The following is a 15,165-nucleotide window of genomic DNA, read 5'->3' on the forward strand; positions in this document are numbered from 1 at the left end:
GATGCGTTTAGTTGAGCATTTCGGTCATCGATAGGCGATGCCCATTTGTTGAAAAATAGTATTAATTCGCCGATGTCGGTTTTTGCAGGAAGCTTCGGCCGCTATTTGTTGTTTTTTAATTGTCATAACAAATCCTTTTATAACTTTTCAAGAGGATTTAGTATTAGTTAGTCTAGCTAAGTGGCTGGGTGGAATTAAATATAAGATGAACGTAGGTTGGGTTGAAGCATGAAACCCAACGCCTGCTCATGTTACGAAGTGCGCTAACCCATCCTACAAATAATTTTGCCTCCCTACTTAAAAGACGATTTTTAGGCATTCTTGGTTAAGACATTAAAAATAAACGATAGGATCGGCTGTCAACTAATATATAAATCCCTAGAGAAATATAGATAAAAGGACTAATTTTATGTCCGTAGTTTGTAACCACTTTAGCTATCCTGGGATGGGTAATCAAAAAATAGCCTAGGATGCACCAAATCCCCATCATGAGATAAAAAACTATCATGATAATTAAGACGCGCATCGGGGAATTATTGGCAAAAAGAGAGGTATAGATACCAATATTATCACCACCATTAGCCACGGTCACGGCAGCAACGTAATAGGTTTGGGAGGGAAAACGAGGAACAAAGGAGCGATTTTTAGAATAATTAACATCTTCTCTTACTTCTTGAATGTAATCCTCATTTTCCCTTGACAAAAGTTGTTTAATGCCGATAATCAAAGGTATAAATCCTAATAGACCAATCCATTCTTTAGACACCAGTAACCCAAATAGTAAACCGAGGGAACTAGCTAGGAGAATCAGGGTAAAACCGAGGTATTGACCAACAATCAGGTGTCGAGGTCGAAAATTAGCATTAAGTCGCGAGAAAAACAACATTAGCACCATCAGATCATCAAGATTTGTGGCTACAAAACTCGTCACGCTAGTAATTAAAAGGGTTACTAACCAATTCATAGATTGAAAAAAGAGATAATCCTTCCCATTCTAAATCTCGTAGTGCCAGATGTCCTCCTCTCGTAAAAGAAGACGATGGACGGGAAGACGTTCCACGGCCCCCTGTTGTTCTAGACTATTAAGTGCGCGGGTAATTGTGACTCTAGTGGTTCCTAATAAGTCAGCGATATCCTGATGAGTTAGACGCACATCAATTAATTGTCCAGTACCAGTTTGTTTACCAAATTGATTACCTAACCATGACAGTAATTTCACAACCATAATATCAGTACGTTTGTAGCTACGAATAATACTTAGTTCTTGTGCTTGCTGAAGATGAGACAGCAGAATTTCTGCCATTTGATAACTCTCAACTGTGGAAAAGGAAACTGCTTGCACAGGAGTGATGCACTCAACTTGATAGGGATTGACTCTCTCTAGGGTTTTGCCAACAAAATTGCCGGGTCCCCACAATCCCAAGACGATCAGGGTTCCATCTTCTAACCAGGTGGAGGTTTTTACGACTCCACTCTCGATTTTCCAGAAATTAGGGTTTCTAAGGGGCAAAATCGCCCGATTATCAAAGTGCCAGCGATGGGGGGTTGATGGTTGATAGGTAAGCGTCATGATTGATAATTAATTTTGATTAGGTACTTAGCTAGTCAAAAGCACAAGGTCGTCGAGAAAGGGGCTTTTTAGACGAGTTAGTTTTTTTGGGAGAATTTTGGGGTAAAAACGATAATTACCCCAAAAAAGACTGATTTTATGCCCTTGCAAGCCCTATTTATTTCGGGGTGCTAGTCTTCTCCAGTTCCGTGGTAGCCGAGGAGATCAGTTCTTGCCAAGCTCGATCGCTTTCCTGTAGAGTTTGTTTAACTGCGTCGATGGTCTTTTCCACGCGAGTTTTCAGGAAAGGGGAAGCACTGTCTTTGAGTCGTTCGGTGTCGTCGGCCAAGATATCGATCGTCTCGGAGGTATTAACGAGGCTCTTTTCTAGGGTAATAAGGTTGTTTTGCAGGGTTTCACTGAGTTTAGCCCCGGATTTGCTCAATTTTTTCGTAAATTTACTCACTTTTTCCCCTAGATCGTCAATATTGTCCGCTAAGTCCTCTAGGTTGTCCTGTTGAGCTTCGATAATCTTCTTGTCGAGAGAAGGAGCGGCCAGTTGAGCATTTAGGTCATCGATAGCCGATTTTGTCGCTTGGATGGCTTTTTCATAGGCAATTTGGGCATCTTCCAGAATTTTTGGGCTAGAAACCTCATTTTTTTTCTTGACCGGTTCCACCACAGTGCCACCCGTTGCCGTTGCACGGTCGATGACGGCCAACTGTTCGGGGAGTAGCGGCAACGCGATCGCATTTCCTCTTCCCCCGAGGAGCAAAGTGACAGTTAAGAGGAAAATCAGCAGCCGGACAACTTGATTTTTGAGGCTTTGAAAGCTCTTATTTCGGTTAATCATAATTTAATTTTCTCCTGTTCAGAAAAATTTTTACTCTATCTAGATTTTATCATATCAAATTTTTATTTGATCAGAAATTTTATAAATAACTTATTGTATTTTTTTAACCAATAAATTGCAGATAAAACATAAGCTTTTTGAGCCAAAAGCCATTACAGAAAAGCTTTTACTCTCTTAATAAAATTAATTTTTATCGCTTTTTTTTATTAATGAGACGCTGAACTATCCGATGAATCTATTTCTTGATTAATCGGAGATATTTTCTTACGAGCTTTAATATATTTGGCTAAGGGTTGTTTTTTCTTCAGTCGTTTAATGCCACTGAGGGTGGAGAGAGTGAAAAAAGTTCCCACCAGAACCATCTGCCATAAACCGCAACCGGAAGCGGCGCCTAATCCTGCCGCTAACCAGATAGTCGCCGCCGAAGTCAAACCTTTCACTTGTACCTTATTTAGTTCCCGATGGGATTGTTGTAGGATGATTCCCGCCCCTAAAAAACCGACACCAGAAGCGACCCCTTGAATAGTACGACTGAGAGCATTAGAAGACGCATAACCCACATCTCCCTCCGCTTGTAGGGGAATCATCACGAACATGGCAGCCCCGAGACTAACGATGATAAAAGTTCTCAATCCAGCCGGACGACCGCCTCGCTGTCGGTTATAACCAATCAGACAGCCGACGGCCATAGCCATACTCAGCCGAAAAATAATCGTTTGCCAATCTGTCGAGTCAAAAAACATTGCTTAACCCATCAAATGAGATAAAAACTTCGCCTAACCAATCAAAGCCTTTTCCAGATACCGCTTTTAATCGTTCCTATTCTCGATCCCGATCGATAATCGTAGTAAAGTCGGTGTTATACCTCGTTTTAAGCCTTCTTTTTCCGGCATTGTCCCGTGAGTCATCAAAGAGGGATAACAGACCAAAGACTGTCCTATTAGTCGATATCTTCGAGGTCTTTAAATAGGGCCGTGCTGAGGTAACGTTCCCCGAAACTAGGCTGAATCATGACGATTAATTTATCTTCGTTTTCAGGTCTTTTGCCCACCTGAATTGCCGCCCATAAAGCCGCCCCGGCCGATATGCCCGATAGTAGTCCCTCCTGACGAGCTAACCGTCGCGCGTAGGCGAAAGCCTCCGTATCATCGACGATAATCACCTCATCGATTAATTCCGGTCGGAAAATTGCCGGAATAAAACCGGCCCCGATACCCTGGATTTTGTGTGGTCCAGGTTGTCCTCCCGATAAGACGGGACTATTAGCGGGTTCAACTGCGATCGCTTGACATTGGGGACGACGGGGTTTAATGGTTTCGGCAATACCAGTAATGGTTCCCCCGGTTCCCACGCCACCAATAACGATATCCACCAGACCATCGGTATCGGCCCAGATTTCTTCGGCGGTGGTTTCCTGGTGAATTTTCGGGTTGGCCGGGTTGCGGAACTGTTGCAAACTATAGGCGTTGGGGGTGTTTTCGACTATTTCCTCGGCCCGGGCGATCGCTCCTTTCATGCCTTGGCTACCAGGGGTTAACTCTAATTGCGCCCCGTAAGCTTTTAACATTGCCCGTCGTTCTAAACTCATGGTTTCGGGCATAGTCAGGACTAAGGGATAGCCTTTGGCCGCCGCTACCATGGCCAGGGCGATGCCGGTATTGCCGGAAGTGGGTTCCACCAGAATTGTTTTATCGGGGTGAATTAGTCCGGCGGCTTCAGCGTCCTCCACCATACTGACACCAATGCGATCTTTAACCGAGGCGGCGGGGTTCATACTTTCCAGTTTCACCACGATGCGGGCTTTTACTCCCTCTGCCACTGGGATTCGATTCAGTTGAACTAGGGGTGTCCGTCCTACCAATTGGGTGATGTCTTTTGCGATCGCCATAATCCCACTTGCTTTATACTTGTTGGCTATTTTGATTGTATATGTATTTAAAATGTTTTGCAATACTTTTGAGTTAGAGTAGGTGGGTTACGGCAAATACCTAGGGTTGGCTGATGAGCTTTGCCGAACGTCCGAACGCCCTGAAAATGGATAAAACCCCACACCCCACACCCTAACCCCACCAACAAACTTTTTGCCGCAAACCCTAAGTAAATATTCATACACAGCAACAATAGAACTAACTGTAACTTAGCTAAATGGATTGAAAAGCAAAATCTCGCAGCCTTCAAAGTCACGAATATTGTGCGTTACTAAAGTCAGTTTATGAATTTTAGCTGTTGCGGAAATTAGCATATCAGCTTCAGAACGAGTTTTGCCTTGAGTTCTTAATTTTACTCGTATTTCACCTGCATATAAAGCAATTTCAAAACTAATTGGTAAGTACCGCGCGCAAAATTAATTACTCATTTCCCTGTAAAGCTAAAATCGCTGTATTTTTTTTCTGTTCCCTGTTCCCTTTCACGACCAAGATTAGCCATTTGTTTAATTTTCTTCCAGTTAAGTAGATATTCATATTATAACCAACCATCACCTGCATCGTACAAATTTACTGAGTAGATAAAAATAAACTTGAGTCAACGTGAAAAAACTGTCCTAACTTTACAGCTTGTTTTTCTGTTATTATTTGTTTGCCAATAAGAATATCAGAAACTATTGTTCTTGAACCTAGTATATCTGATAAATCTTTTTCTTGTAAGTTGTTAGCTTCCATGAGTTCCCAGAGTATTGAATGGGGTTCTGATTCTTCAATGGGATAATTCTCTTGTTCGTATTTTTCGATTAAAGTCAAGAGTAAATTTAACAAGGTGGTTTCTTCTAGACTTCGATTTTCTCGATGAGATAAGGCTTCAGCTAGGGTAATAGCCTGTTCGTTTTCTGCATCGTTTTCTATCACTTTTGGTAGATACTCGGCTAGTAACCTTCCGTAGGTATCACAGTCCAAAGTAAGGGTCATTTTTCCACTCATCTTTGTCATACTCCGCGTGAGTCAAAATGTACTTGATGTAAATTACTTGGTCTTTGTAAACGATATCTACAATTAGACGATAGCGATTACCTTTGATATTAAAGACCGTGAAATTACCAACTGCTTCTGCTTGAGAATACACAGCTTGAACTTCAGCCAGGTTTTTCCACTCTGCTTTACTAGCAATTTTATACCAAGTATTAATGGCATTGGCAGCATCAGCGTGTTTTCCAGAAAATCGCCGCAGTTTTTTACGGCTGATGATGTGCATATTCTTATTGATTTAGAATAGCTCTTGTATTCTAGTTTATCATAGCCTTACTTGCGCCAGGGTGAGAGCATCTCAAAAGCTATTGACAATTGGCCAATTTTGTGATCCGCTTGCTGTGTGGGCATTTCAGGTGATACCAGTCAATCAGAATAGTTACGAAATCTTCACATTTGGTCGATTTTTGCTTAACAATTGAGATGGCCAATTCTCCTCAAATATGCCTGAATCGCTCTCTGGGTAAGCAACCTATATAAAGTTCATTTTGTCAATGATTGTTAAGATGCGCTTACCCTGGTAGATATTGGGGAGGATTATAGGCAATTTTTCATCTAAATTTATTTTTCTCTCAATTTCATCCTTTACCTATCTAGTTTTCTCACTTTTGTCAGCCTTAAAGTTGTACTTACAAATAATTAACTTTTTTTTACGGTGTAATTGACATTCCACCCCTTTTAAGATACTCTATAAATGTTGTATGTCTGCATTATGGGGCGATTCAAAATGTTTAACTGCAAAGTTTATTTACACCTTCCTTTAGAAGAATATCCATATACTGAAATTGCTTCTTACGATTTTGATCCAGGCCTACAAATTGGGGATAAAGTTAATGTTAAGGATTTAAAATGGCAAAAAATTCAAGATAATTTCTATGTACTTGCAGCCAAAAGTTTTTCCTTTGAAGCAATGGTAATAATTCGCCAATATATAATAGAACCTAAACGACCTACAAAAGATTCTCTTTTTTATTTAGAGATTGGACTAGAAATGGCAGATAAAGAAAAGCTACCAGAATTAGCAGAAATTATCAAATGTAACGAAAGTAATTCGTAACCGTTCAGGGGGTGACGAAGCCAGAAGTAGGCGTAAATATTTATTATTAAATAATTGTTTTCGTGCTATTCTAGTTCTTGCTGAATGGCAATAGATGGTATTGATGAGGCGTTGCTGAATTTACAGTTGATCAACTAGCTAAATGGATGACTCCAAATCCAATTGTCTCCTTCTGAGAAAGAAGCGATTAGATGAGTTTCTAGAGCTAATTATTAATTTCCTCTTGGGTGTCGATCGCCTTGGGTGTCTTTAATAACTGTCGCCACCAGAGATGAACTAGGAGAGACCAAGCGATCGCTAAAAGCCAAGCGGCAAGGATATCACTAGGAAAGTGAACCCCTAAATAAAGACGAGTCCAAGCAATAACCAAAACCAAGGGAATCCCCAGTAAAACTACCCCTAAAAACCAGCGCGTTCTCCAAGATAGGATCAGTAAAGAAACCACTAACAGGGAACTAAATAAAGCATGACCGCTAGGGAAGGAAAAATCATCGGGTAAGGGATAAAATAACTGCCAAAATTGCGGGCGATTCCGACGAAAAAGCATCTTGAGGTTATAACTAATTGCCCAACCTCCCGCCATAGTTACAAGGAGATAAGCGAAACCATACCAGTATTTTTTTAGGGCAAAAATCAGCAGTAAAATTGTCAGTATCGGGGCTACTCCGCAATAAGTACCTAATCCCGTTAGTTTTATGGCCAAAAAGTTTAGGTTTAAATTAGCGGTTTGATGAATAGATAGCATCAGGGATTTTTCCCAAGCAAACCCTTGGGGATACTGGCCAATAGCGATCGCTAAATCCGTAAAACTTAGCGATGCTAACAAGATGGCTAAGAAAATTAAGCTATTGTTTAAGTAGGTTTTGGGAATCACGGGGAAAAAGTGGCGATCGAGGATAACAGGGGCATTTCTAATACCTGAAAATGGATCAAGACCAGAATAACTAATGTATAGGCAGTCGAGGAAAGTAATCCATTTCTTAATTCTTTTGGCCAATTGCGTTCTTTTTTTTCTCCACCGATTAATTCTTTCGTCCCGAATTGCATTAGCAGAATTCCCACAAGATTAGATAACCAATAACCAACCATGGCCGCGGGTAGAAAAAAATCGGCGTGCAAGCAAGCAATTAAACGACCGAAACCGTAGGCGATCGGCAGATTAAAAATTAGATCGTTCCACCAACACAGGGGCGATAATAAGTAACCAATCAATACCAAGCTTCCGTTTTTGATTTTGTCAAGTAGATACATCTTTTTTTAGCTACTAACTATCAGTTTTGTTTTTTTTGCCATCAGCAATCAACTATCTCTGCTATCTAGCTGACAGCTGATGGCTCACTACTAATTAACGCTGAATTTGGTCAAAAATCGCCCCATCAGCGAAGAATTTTTTCTGGATCTCCTCCCAGCTACCGATCGCCGTATAGGAGAACAGATTCGGCACTTTTGGGTATTGTTTACTAAACTCTTTAGCCACATTAGCATTAACCGGACGGAAACCCACCTTGGCGAATTCTCGCTGCGCTTCGGGGGTAAAGAGAAATTGGGCAAAAGCTGTCGCTACTTCCCGGGTTTTGCGTTTATCAACTATTTTATCCACTACGGCCACGGGCGGATCGATCGAAACATTGACCGGAGGAATAGTATAGGAAAAACCCGTTTCTCCTTTTTGACGGGCCAGAATCACCTCGTTTTCGTAGTTAAGCAGCACATCCCCCTGATCCTGTTTAAAGAAGACATCGCTGGCTTCCCGGGCATCTTTGGGTAGTACAGGCACGTTTTTATAGACATTGCGGACGAAATTGGTCGCTTGTGCTTGATTGCCGCCAGTTTGAGTTACCGATCCCCACAGGGCCAGAAAATTCCAACGGGCTACCCCAGAGGTTTTCGGGTTGGCAGTGATGACTTTAATCCCCGATTTGGCTAGATCTGGCCAGTTACGGATTCCTTTGGGATTGCCCTGACGAGTAACTAAAGCTACCACGGAACGAGTGGCGATGCCGTTATTGGGTAATTCTTTCTGCCAACCGGGGTTAACTAAACCCGCTTTTTGCAAGCGTTCCACATCAGAACCGATGGCCAAATTTACCACATCTGCATCTAATCCGTCGATAACAGCGCGGGTTTGGGAACCAGAGCCGCCATAACTCTGTTTAATCACCACATCCTGTTTTTTCTCTCTTTTCCATTTGTTGACGAATAGAGGAATGATTTTTGAGTAGGCCGATTGAGTCACCGCGTAGGAAACTAGGGTGATTTCCACGGTTTTTTGTTTAGCTTGCTGTTTATCCGGACCTGCCAGCAGATTACCCGATGCCGATAGGGGGGTAAAAGCTAGTCCAATTCCCGTTGTGACGACGGCAGCCGTAGCTAGAGAAATAAAAGGTAAGAGGGTTTTCGGTTTTGGGGATCTAGGCTCATGGATCACGATGTCATCGGCTCCTTTGTTTATTTATGGGAGATTGCTAGGTATTTTCTCTAGAATTGTATTCTATGCGAAATAAAAAACATTTTCAATACATCAAAGAAAAAATTATACTGTTTGGGTTAGATGCCAATAAATCAAGCCATTAATAGCTTTATTAGCTTAAAAAACTGGAAATATTCGATTTATAACCCTTAAATGTGCCTTTAAATCTGCCTGAAGCCTCTTTATGTTTCCAGAATAGAGATTTTATCGTTTTTATGGAGAGGACTTGCATTAGGGAAGGCACCCTACAGCGATAGCGATCACACTGTGTTATACCCGATCGCTTTGGCAATCACTTAATCTTGACGATCGATATGATGTAGCGTGTGTTAGCGTTAGCGTAACGCACGGATTTTGAACATTGTATAAGGTGCGTTACATTTCATTAACGCACCCTACAAGATCGGCGATCTGCTACGCCGTGCCTTCGGCATCGCACTGAAACAATCCAGTAGGGTGTGTTAGCGTCAGCGTAACGCACGAATTTTGAACATTATATTAAGGTGCGTCACATTTCATTAACGCACCCTACAAGATCGGCGATCGCACTTTTGGTTTTACCAATGTAAAGCAATCCCTGATATAGCGCACCTAAATGAATTGTGAAAAAGCATCGTATTTCTTAAGGTTAGGAAAATTAAATAATTGAAATTTGGCAAAAAACTCGAACAAGCGTTTAACCACTCGAAAATTTTTGGCCAACCAATAAAATCTTCTCAAAAGATTTTTTAACTGTAGCCAAATTGCTTCTACTGGATTTTCTTCGGGAGCGTATCGGGCAAATTTATGACAGGTAATCTGCCAATCTTCTGGGGATAAACCCTGATTTTTTTCAGTAAGGAATTTGATCATCTCTTCTCCCGAATGATAGGAAGCTCCATCCCAAATAATCAGTATTTTTCGCCCAGGGTTGCTTTGAATTAGTTTTTTCAAAAAATCTACTGTATTCTCGACCTTCCCTGCTTTGTAAGGAGCTAAAATAAATTCTTTTTCCACTAAATTTAAAGCTCCATAATAAGTTTGTCTCTCTTTTTCATTCTTAATTTTTACCAAAGTTCTTTCGGGTAACTCTGAGGGATTTTGACCTTCTTTTAGTCTTTCTTTAATAAAGTTCCAGAGATGACCTAGAACATCTTTCCAGACCAGATGACATTCATCAAGCAAGTACACCGCAAGCTTTCCCGACTGAATCTCCTCTTTTTTGCTCTCCAATAATTGACTGATTTCTTCATTCTTTTTTTTTACCTCTTCTGCATCTTTTTTCGGGTTTACTTGTTCCGCCTTTTGCCAGCTAATTCTCGCTTCTTTTAGCAATTGGTAGTAGCTCTGTCTCGATTTAAACACAACCTCATAAGTTTCTAGTACATAAGTTTCTAGCTCCCAAATATCCCAGTGACTCTGGTTGATAATCCATTGAATTAATTCTTGTTTTTCCTCGGCATTTAGATAGGGTCTCGAACCTTTATACTTCAAGATAATCCCCTCAATTCCTGCTGAAATAAATTCCTTTTTCCATTTAGCAATGAATCCGGGGGTCACTCCAATAATTTCTTGAATTGCTCTATAAGCGTATCCCGACAAAGCCAGCTTAACCCCTAAGGCTCTTTTCAGTTCCCGGGAATCGGGATTAGTTTTGATGAACTCTTCGAGAATTTGAAGTTCTGCTTCCATTTGATTCTCCAAACACTTATATTTGTCTTCCTTTTATTCTAAAATATTTCGGGATTGTTGTCGGCATTCTAGTTTACATATCATTTAGGCGCACTATATCTATGCCTGACTGCGTAAATGCCAGGACAATCAGGAATGTCGCTAAAATCCCGGCTCAAGGGTTGGCATTGCTCAAAGGGAGTAAACGCAATTGCATCCAAGACGCTTCTTGCTTGGTTTTGTATTTCAGAGTTGTTCGTTGGCACGGAAGGTAGATTGTCGGTTGTCGAACTGATCATGCCACGGAAAAAGATGCTTTACATTTCATTAACGCAGCCCACAGGCACTGCAATCGCACTACAATATCCGCGTACTGCGATCGCAGTGCCTTCGGCATCCCACTTAGACTCACAACTTCAATCAATGAGCATGGTGCGTTCCCCAAAATCTATTGGTGGAACAGTGGGACTTGCATTAGGGAACGCACCCTACGGCGATTGCGATCTATTCAGAAACTGGCCGCATAACGGCTAAGTTATGCCGTGCTTCTCACCGACAAGACTGCGATCGCCTTAATTTTCAAGCGTAGCCGACAATATCATGGAATGAATAACCGACCAACCCCCTTGTAATTATCAATATCTACAGCAATTTCGATCAGTCGTTCAGCGCGGCGCTCTCTATACTCAGCTTCACTCAAACGATCGAGATTTCCAATCGTCAACACTGGAAACGAGTTCTCTGTGTTCTCTTCTCGCATAACCTGCTCAAGCGAATCACCACCCTTCATATTTCGGTTAGCAGTAAGAATCATCAACTCGTGTTCTTGAGCATAGCGCCAGACTACGCGATCGCTACTTTCCATCGACAATCCAACCTCTCTAAAGGTGACAAATTGGACAGACTGAAACTCAAGCCAACCACGTTTTGCCAATATACCAAGAAAAATCAGCGCATAACCGTCGAGGTTGTAGTCAACTAAGAAAGTCATTGTTTTTGTGCAGCACGTCTGGCTCTCTGCCCCTCAAGCTTCGCCCAAAACGCTTCTTGTCCGGGCTTATGTGGCATTGCTGCAATTCGAGCAAAGCGTTCACGGTTACGATCTTCCCAGTACTGGCGAATTTCTTCCCTATTCTGAAGAACCTCTTGATATTCAACCTCGACCTGAGCTTGGTTTGCCTCAATGTAGGACAAAGCTGCGTCAATTTGCGCGTCCGTGAGGTTAAACGTGTCACGAATCAGTTTAGGAGGATAATCAGCTTTTAGGAGATCGATTACAGCATAAAGGCTAGTGCGCGTGCCAGCGATCGTCAGCCCACGCTCTGTACGGATAATTTTCGCTTGTTGGTTTGCCGTCCAGGTCATTCCCTTAGCTCCTTAGAATCCACTTAATGGTCAATAGTTTCACCAGACAAATATTGGTCAATTTTTTCTGACCAATCAGGTTCACCCTGTAATTGCAGAGACTGAGCAGTTTCCAGAAACGTTTTAGGTGATTTTATTTCATTAGGTAAAACACTTTCAATGATAATTGTCACCCTCGTGCCTGCGGCTAGGTTTAAGGGTTCTTCCAATTGAAGGCTTTGCTATTTAGCCCTGTCATCGCCCGTATTAAGCGATCTTGTTTGAGTATCCTTTCTATATCTAGCATTCTTGGATTTTCTGATCATTGCTTTTTTTCTTATTATCCCTTATAACCCAACAAGTCTATTGTTTATTGTAGGGGCGAATTGCATTCGCCCTCTTTGAATAACTTCTGCTGATGACATTTTGGGCGCAGGCAGTCATTGGTGTCAACTTAAGGGAAGAGGTTCCCATATTTGTCGATGGAGAGCCTCTTTCTCTCGATGTCGCTGACGTTCAGCTTTAATCAGTCCAAAAAGTTGAGCGCGTTCGGCTAAATAGCTTATTACATCTGGGTTTTCGCCCCGAAAGAAAGCCTTCGCTACATAGTAAAGGCTTCTAAAAACCATCTCGACAGAAATTTTTTCTTGCGGCTGATGGAGAGCTACAGCCACATCTTGAACTATCTGAGTGAGAACAGTATAGAAAATCAAGGTAGTGAGAATTTGGATTTGTACGCCGTTAGTGTGTCCAACCCATAAATAGGTCAGTCCTAAGAGTCGCTTAGTTAAGAGAAAAGCTTCTTCTATCTGCCATCTTCTTCTATACAAATCACCAACTTCCTCAGCAGATAGTTGTTCAGAATCAAGCACATTTTTCAAATAATCATACCAAGTATTTCCCCAAAGAACTGAGACTAATCTGACGGTCGAATGGCAAGGATTAGAGCGATACTGACCGAGGGTAATAATCTCATCTCGGTAAAGTTTTCCTGCGGACAAAACTTGCTTTATTTGGTAAGATGTTTTCCCCCTCATGCGGGTAAGAAAATATTTTCCTTCCTTAGTAAATTGGTCAAACCACGGAAAACTAAAAAAGCCTAGGTCAACGACTAGCAAGCCTGATGTAGGTAGCTCATTTATTAATTGTTCTGCCCATACTTTATCGTTACATCTCTCATTTTTCTGATACCATCCTGTCACAGGTACTTGCGTAAATGCCTCAACAATCATCATTATTCTTCCAGCCAATTTCCCAGATTCTTTCTCGGAAGCTTTCAGCCTTTTCCTCAGATGCTCTAGGGTTGAGCCATCGGCTATCCAAATAACACTGAATTTTTATCTCACCTTTTGCCATTTCTCAGCTAGGCTAATTTTCCCTGACATTTCTTTTCTTTTTTCTCAAATATTTCTCAGCAGCAATACCAAGATTTCCTTAGGTAAGCTCATCAATCTTTTGGATACAGCTTGCTTACTTACTTTTAGAGGTTCTACCCAGAGTAATCCTTCCTCTTTTAAGACTCTTACAGCTTCACTTAATCCCGCTATCTGGCGATAGACTAAGCTATCCAATAAGGCGACCACCACGGGTAAGGTTAATAATCTATCTCTCATGATTTTTTCATGATTTCCTCGCATATATTTTAGCGGCGTAAATAATCTTGGCTCTAGGTATTTTTTAAGTTCTTCTATTACTTGTGGGATTTCTGGGCTTGGGCATTGATGTGGTCGCCGCAAATCTGGATTCCCCTGTTTTCTCGGTCGTTGCTTAGAGCGCTTTTTCACTGACCCACCTCTGACTTCTCCGCCTTATTTTACCATTTTTTACTGCCTTCCTCTTGGATAATCAGCTACTTTTTATAATTAAGCTTCTTGCTTAAGTTGACACCAATGGCAGGCAGTGCGCCCCTACCATTGGTGCAATAATATTGTTTATTGTAGGGGCGAATTGCATTCACCCTCTTTGAATAACTTCTGCTGCTCACCTATAGGTGAGGGAAAGTCACAAAATTGAGATGCAGCTGATAATTTTCGGGAAATATAGTCTTTAAAGCCTTGTCTGGCAAGACTCCTACGAATGATAAGCGCTGATTATCACACAAAGTCGAGGAGAGCCAATAATTTTAATTTCCTCCTCGCCTAATCCATAGAGTTTATTGCTTGCTTGTCCTGACATGGCCGATTATCCTAGGTTCGAGGACGACTCGAATTCTGGTACAGGGGAATTAAGGGAGGGATTAACTGCGGGATTACAAGAGAGGAGTTTGGGGGATGGGGTGAGAGATAGCGAGAATTTTTGCTAATTTTGAGCGAGTTTTCTCGATTTCTCCCTCTAACAATCCCGTGATAGTTTTGCCAGTTTTCACTAAAAGAAAAGCTTGGTCACTGCAAGGGGTTAGGATCAGATGACCCTGGGGACTGCGAATAGCAATTTGTTCCAGATCAGACCAGCTTAATTCCTCTTTTGTGTTATTGGCAAGATAGAGCATTGTTCCTGCTAAGATTAAAGCGCTATTCTGTTCCATGCCGCTCGAATCAGTCAAAGGTTGACCCTGGGGAGAAACAAGCATGATTGCCTCGATAGCGAGCGGTTTTTCGGCTAATTCTTGCAGGATTTTGGCAACTTCTGCCTGGTAATTTGGTTCCCTAGGCAAGGTATTTTTAGAGTTATCATAGTTATTATCGGTGGGATGTTGTCGTTCTTTGGTTTCTTTCGAGGAGATAAACCATTGTAGGGGTTTTTCTTCCCGCAGTTGCCGGTGGCTAAACAGACGAATATCTTTAGAAAGTTTAATCCCCAATTCAAAGGCCTTGGCATGATAATTGTCTGCTAAAACCACGGTGTCAAGGGAGATTTCAGCCTCATCTCTGGAAATACGTTTTAGGGGACCCGCTTCTAGACAGGCAAGGATTTTAACCAGTTGTTTCGAGTCGAGTAGCTCCTGTAAATAATAACAATGAAAGTAGGGGATATCCCCACGACCAAATTCATCCTTACCATCGTTAATTAACCAACCAAAGAGGGTATTATGGGAGTCAATTTGATGGACATAGACTCCTTTAAAGTTCCCGTCTGGAGGATTATAGTTGTCCCATAACTGAGAGACTATATGTTGATAAAAAACCTCTTGAATCCCTAGGGGGACATTGGCACCAGCGATATATTTAAATCCCAGTTGTGAGAAACTGCTATAAATCAGTTGTTCAACGATAAAAGACATGATCTCTAACGTTTAAGCACTCCTGCGCGCTTTTATAAATAATTTTCACACAATTGTATCTT

General features: G+C 41.6%; 18 protein-coding genes and 1 pseudogene. 1 reads left to right on the plus strand and 18 read right to left on the minus strand.

Annotated elements, in window-relative coordinates; translation table 11 throughout:
* Nucleotides 1–325 precede the first annotated feature (325 nt).
* The 9 genes from GQR42_RS11755 to GQR42_RS11795 form a co-directional block, all read right to left on the minus strand.
* Nucleotides 326–964, minus strand: a complete 639-nt coding sequence (locus tag GQR42_RS11755; protein WP_158200130.1) for a cadmium resistance transporter — start codon at nt 962–964, stop codon at nt 326–328.
* Between the two features lie 30 nt (nt 965–994).
* Entirely contained in the window at nt 995–1,570 is a 576-nt protein-coding gene (locus GQR42_RS11760; protein WP_158200131.1) for a Crp/Fnr family transcriptional regulator, read from the minus strand.
* A 157-nt stretch (nt 1,571–1,727) separates the two neighbouring features.
* The gene (locus tag GQR42_RS11765) at nt 1,728–2,402 is read right to left on the minus strand and encodes a hypothetical protein (protein ID WP_158200132.1); all 675 of its coding nucleotides are present in this window, start codon (nt 2,400–2,402) and stop codon (nt 1,728–1,730) included.
* A gap of 206 nt (nt 2,403–2,608) precedes the next feature.
* A complete protein-coding gene (locus tag GQR42_RS11770) occupies nt 2,609–3,145 on the minus strand; it encodes an MgtC/SapB family protein (RefSeq protein WP_158200133.1) in 537 nt (178 codons plus the stop codon).
* Nucleotides 3,146–3,211: 66 nt separating this feature from the next.
* Nucleotides 3,212–3,331 (minus strand): PLP-dependent transferase, encoded by a 120-nt coding sequence (locus tag GQR42_RS29510; RefSeq protein WP_257792633.1) that lies wholly within the window; start codon nt 3,329–3,331, stop codon nt 3,212–3,214.
* Between the two features lie 11 nt (nt 3,332–3,342).
* The gene (gene cysK, locus GQR42_RS11780; protein WP_158200134.1) at nt 3,343–4,290 is read right to left on the minus strand and encodes a cysteine synthase A; all 948 of its coding nucleotides are present in this window, start codon (nt 4,288–4,290) and stop codon (nt 3,343–3,345) included.
* Between the two features lie 249 nt (nt 4,291–4,539).
* Nucleotides 4,540–4,725, minus strand: coding sequence for a PIN domain-containing protein (locus GQR42_RS29515; protein WP_158202452.1), 186 nt, complete (start codon nt 4,723–4,725; stop codon nt 4,540–4,542).
* A 172-nt stretch (nt 4,726–4,897) separates the two neighbouring features.
* Entirely contained in the window at nt 4,898–5,317 is a 420-nt protein-coding gene (locus tag GQR42_RS11790) for a helix-turn-helix domain-containing protein (protein ID WP_158200135.1), read from the minus strand.
* Complete coding sequence (locus GQR42_RS11795; RefSeq protein ID WP_158200136.1) at nt 5,283–5,588, minus strand: type II toxin-antitoxin system HigB family toxin; 306 nt, start codon at nt 5,586–5,588, stop codon at nt 5,283–5,285. The genes GQR42_RS11790 and GQR42_RS11795 overlap by 35 nt, the downstream gene beginning before the upstream one ends.
* Before the next feature lie 501 nt (nt 5,589–6,089).
* On the opposite strand from GQR42_RS11795, the gene GQR42_RS11800 reads away from it, so the two are divergent.
* On the plus strand, nt 6,090–6,419 hold the full coding sequence (locus tag GQR42_RS11800; protein WP_158200137.1) for a hypothetical protein: 330 nt from the start codon (nt 6,090–6,092) through the stop codon (nt 6,417–6,419).
* 205 nt (nt 6,420–6,624) lie between these two features.
* Here GQR42_RS11800 and GQR42_RS11805 read toward each other — a convergent pair whose 3' ends face one another.
* From GQR42_RS11805 to GQR42_RS11850, 9 genes and pseudogenes are all read right to left on the minus strand, one after another.
* Nucleotides 6,625–7,293 (minus strand): phosphatase PAP2 family protein, encoded by a 669-nt coding sequence (locus GQR42_RS11805; RefSeq protein ID WP_158200138.1) that lies wholly within the window; start codon nt 7,291–7,293, stop codon nt 6,625–6,627.
* Complete coding sequence (locus GQR42_RS11810) at nt 7,290–7,670, minus strand: hypothetical protein (RefSeq protein ID WP_158200139.1); 381 nt, start codon at nt 7,668–7,670, stop codon at nt 7,290–7,292. Before GQR42_RS11810 ends, GQR42_RS11805 begins: the two co-directional genes overlap by 4 nt.
* 94 nt (nt 7,671–7,764) lie before the next feature.
* Nucleotides 7,765–8,847 (minus strand): sulfate ABC transporter substrate-binding protein, encoded by a 1,083-nt coding sequence (locus GQR42_RS11815; protein WP_158200140.1) that lies wholly within the window; start codon nt 8,845–8,847, stop codon nt 7,765–7,767.
* Between the two features lie 633 nt (nt 8,848–9,480).
* The gene (locus GQR42_RS11820) at nt 9,481–10,560 is read right to left on the minus strand and encodes an IS630 family transposase (RefSeq protein ID WP_158200141.1); all 1,080 of its coding nucleotides are present in this window, start codon (nt 10,558–10,560) and stop codon (nt 9,481–9,483) included.
* Nucleotides 10,561–11,137: 577 nt separating this feature from the next.
* A complete protein-coding gene (locus GQR42_RS11830) occupies nt 11,138–11,530 on the minus strand; it encodes a DUF5615 family PIN-like protein (RefSeq protein WP_158200142.1) in 393 nt (130 codons plus the stop codon).
* Nucleotides 11,527–11,904, minus strand: a complete 378-nt coding sequence (locus GQR42_RS11835) for a DUF433 domain-containing protein (protein WP_158200143.1) — start codon at nt 11,902–11,904, stop codon at nt 11,527–11,529. The genes GQR42_RS11830 and GQR42_RS11835 overlap by 4 nt, the downstream gene beginning before the upstream one ends.
* 23 nt (nt 11,905–11,927) lie before the next feature.
* Nucleotides 11,928–12,113 (minus strand): hypothetical protein, encoded by a 186-nt coding sequence (locus tag GQR42_RS11840; RefSeq protein ID WP_158200144.1) that lies wholly within the window; start codon nt 12,111–12,113, stop codon nt 11,928–11,930.
* A 219-nt stretch (nt 12,114–12,332) separates the two neighbouring features.
* Nucleotides 12,333–13,667, minus strand: a pseudogene (locus GQR42_RS11845) (IS4 family transposase).
* Between the two features lie 464 nt (nt 13,668–14,131).
* Entirely contained in the window at nt 14,132–15,103 is a 972-nt protein-coding gene (locus GQR42_RS11850; protein ID WP_233271362.1) for a roadblock/LC7 domain-containing protein, read from the minus strand.
* Between the last annotated feature and the right edge of the window lie 62 nt (nt 15,104–15,165).

This window comes from Microcystis aeruginosa FD4 (assembly GCF_009792235.1).
GTDB lineage: Bacteria > Cyanobacteriota > Cyanobacteriia > Cyanobacteriales > Microcystaceae > Microcystis > Microcystis viridis.

Bases quoted from the DNA above. Each gene is read 5' to 3' on its own strand.
- GQR42_RS11755 (WP_158200130.1), bottom strand. From the start codon at position 964: ATGAATTGGTTAGTAACCCTTTTAATTACTAGCGTGACGAGTTTTGTA.
- GQR42_RS11760 (WP_158200131.1), bottom strand. From the start codon at position 1,570: ATGACGCTTACCTATCAACCATCAACCCCCCATCGCTGGCACTTTGAT.
- GQR42_RS11765 (WP_158200132.1), bottom strand. From the start codon at position 2,402: ATGATTAACCGAAATAAGAGCTTTCAAAGCCTCAAAAATCAAGTTGTC.
- GQR42_RS11770 (WP_158200133.1), bottom strand. From the start codon at position 3,145: ATGTTTTTTGACTCGACAGATTGGCAAACGATTATTTTTCGGCTGAGT.
- cysK (WP_158200134.1), bottom strand. From the start codon at position 4,290: ATGGCGATCGCAAAAGACATCACCCAATTGGTAGGACGGACACCCCTA.
- GQR42_RS11790 (WP_158200135.1), bottom strand. From the start codon at position 5,317: ATGAGTGGAAAAATGACCCTTACTTTGGACTGTGATACCTACGGAAGG.
- GQR42_RS11795 (WP_158200136.1), bottom strand. From the start codon at position 5,588: ATGCACATCATCAGCCGTAAAAAACTGCGGCGATTTTCTGGAAAACAC.
- GQR42_RS11800 (WP_158200137.1), top strand. From the start codon at position 6,090: ATGTTTAACTGCAAAGTTTATTTACACCTTCCTTTAGAAGAATATCCA.
- GQR42_RS11810 (WP_158200139.1), bottom strand. From the start codon at position 7,670: ATGTATCTACTTGACAAAATCAAAAACGGAAGCTTGGTATTGATTGGT.
- GQR42_RS11820 (WP_158200141.1), bottom strand. From the start codon at position 10,560: ATGGAAGCAGAACTTCAAATTCTCGAAGAGTTCATCAAAACTAATCCC.
- GQR42_RS11830 (WP_158200142.1), bottom strand. From the start codon at position 11,530: ATGACTTTCTTAGTTGACTACAACCTCGACGGTTATGCGCTGATTTTT.
- GQR42_RS11835 (WP_158200143.1), bottom strand. From the start codon at position 11,904: ATGACCTGGACGGCAAACCAACAAGCGAAAATTATCCGTACAGAGCGT.
- GQR42_RS11850 (WP_233271362.1), bottom strand. From the start codon at position 15,103: ATGTCTTTTATCGTTGAACAACTGATTTATAGCAGTTTCTCACAACTG.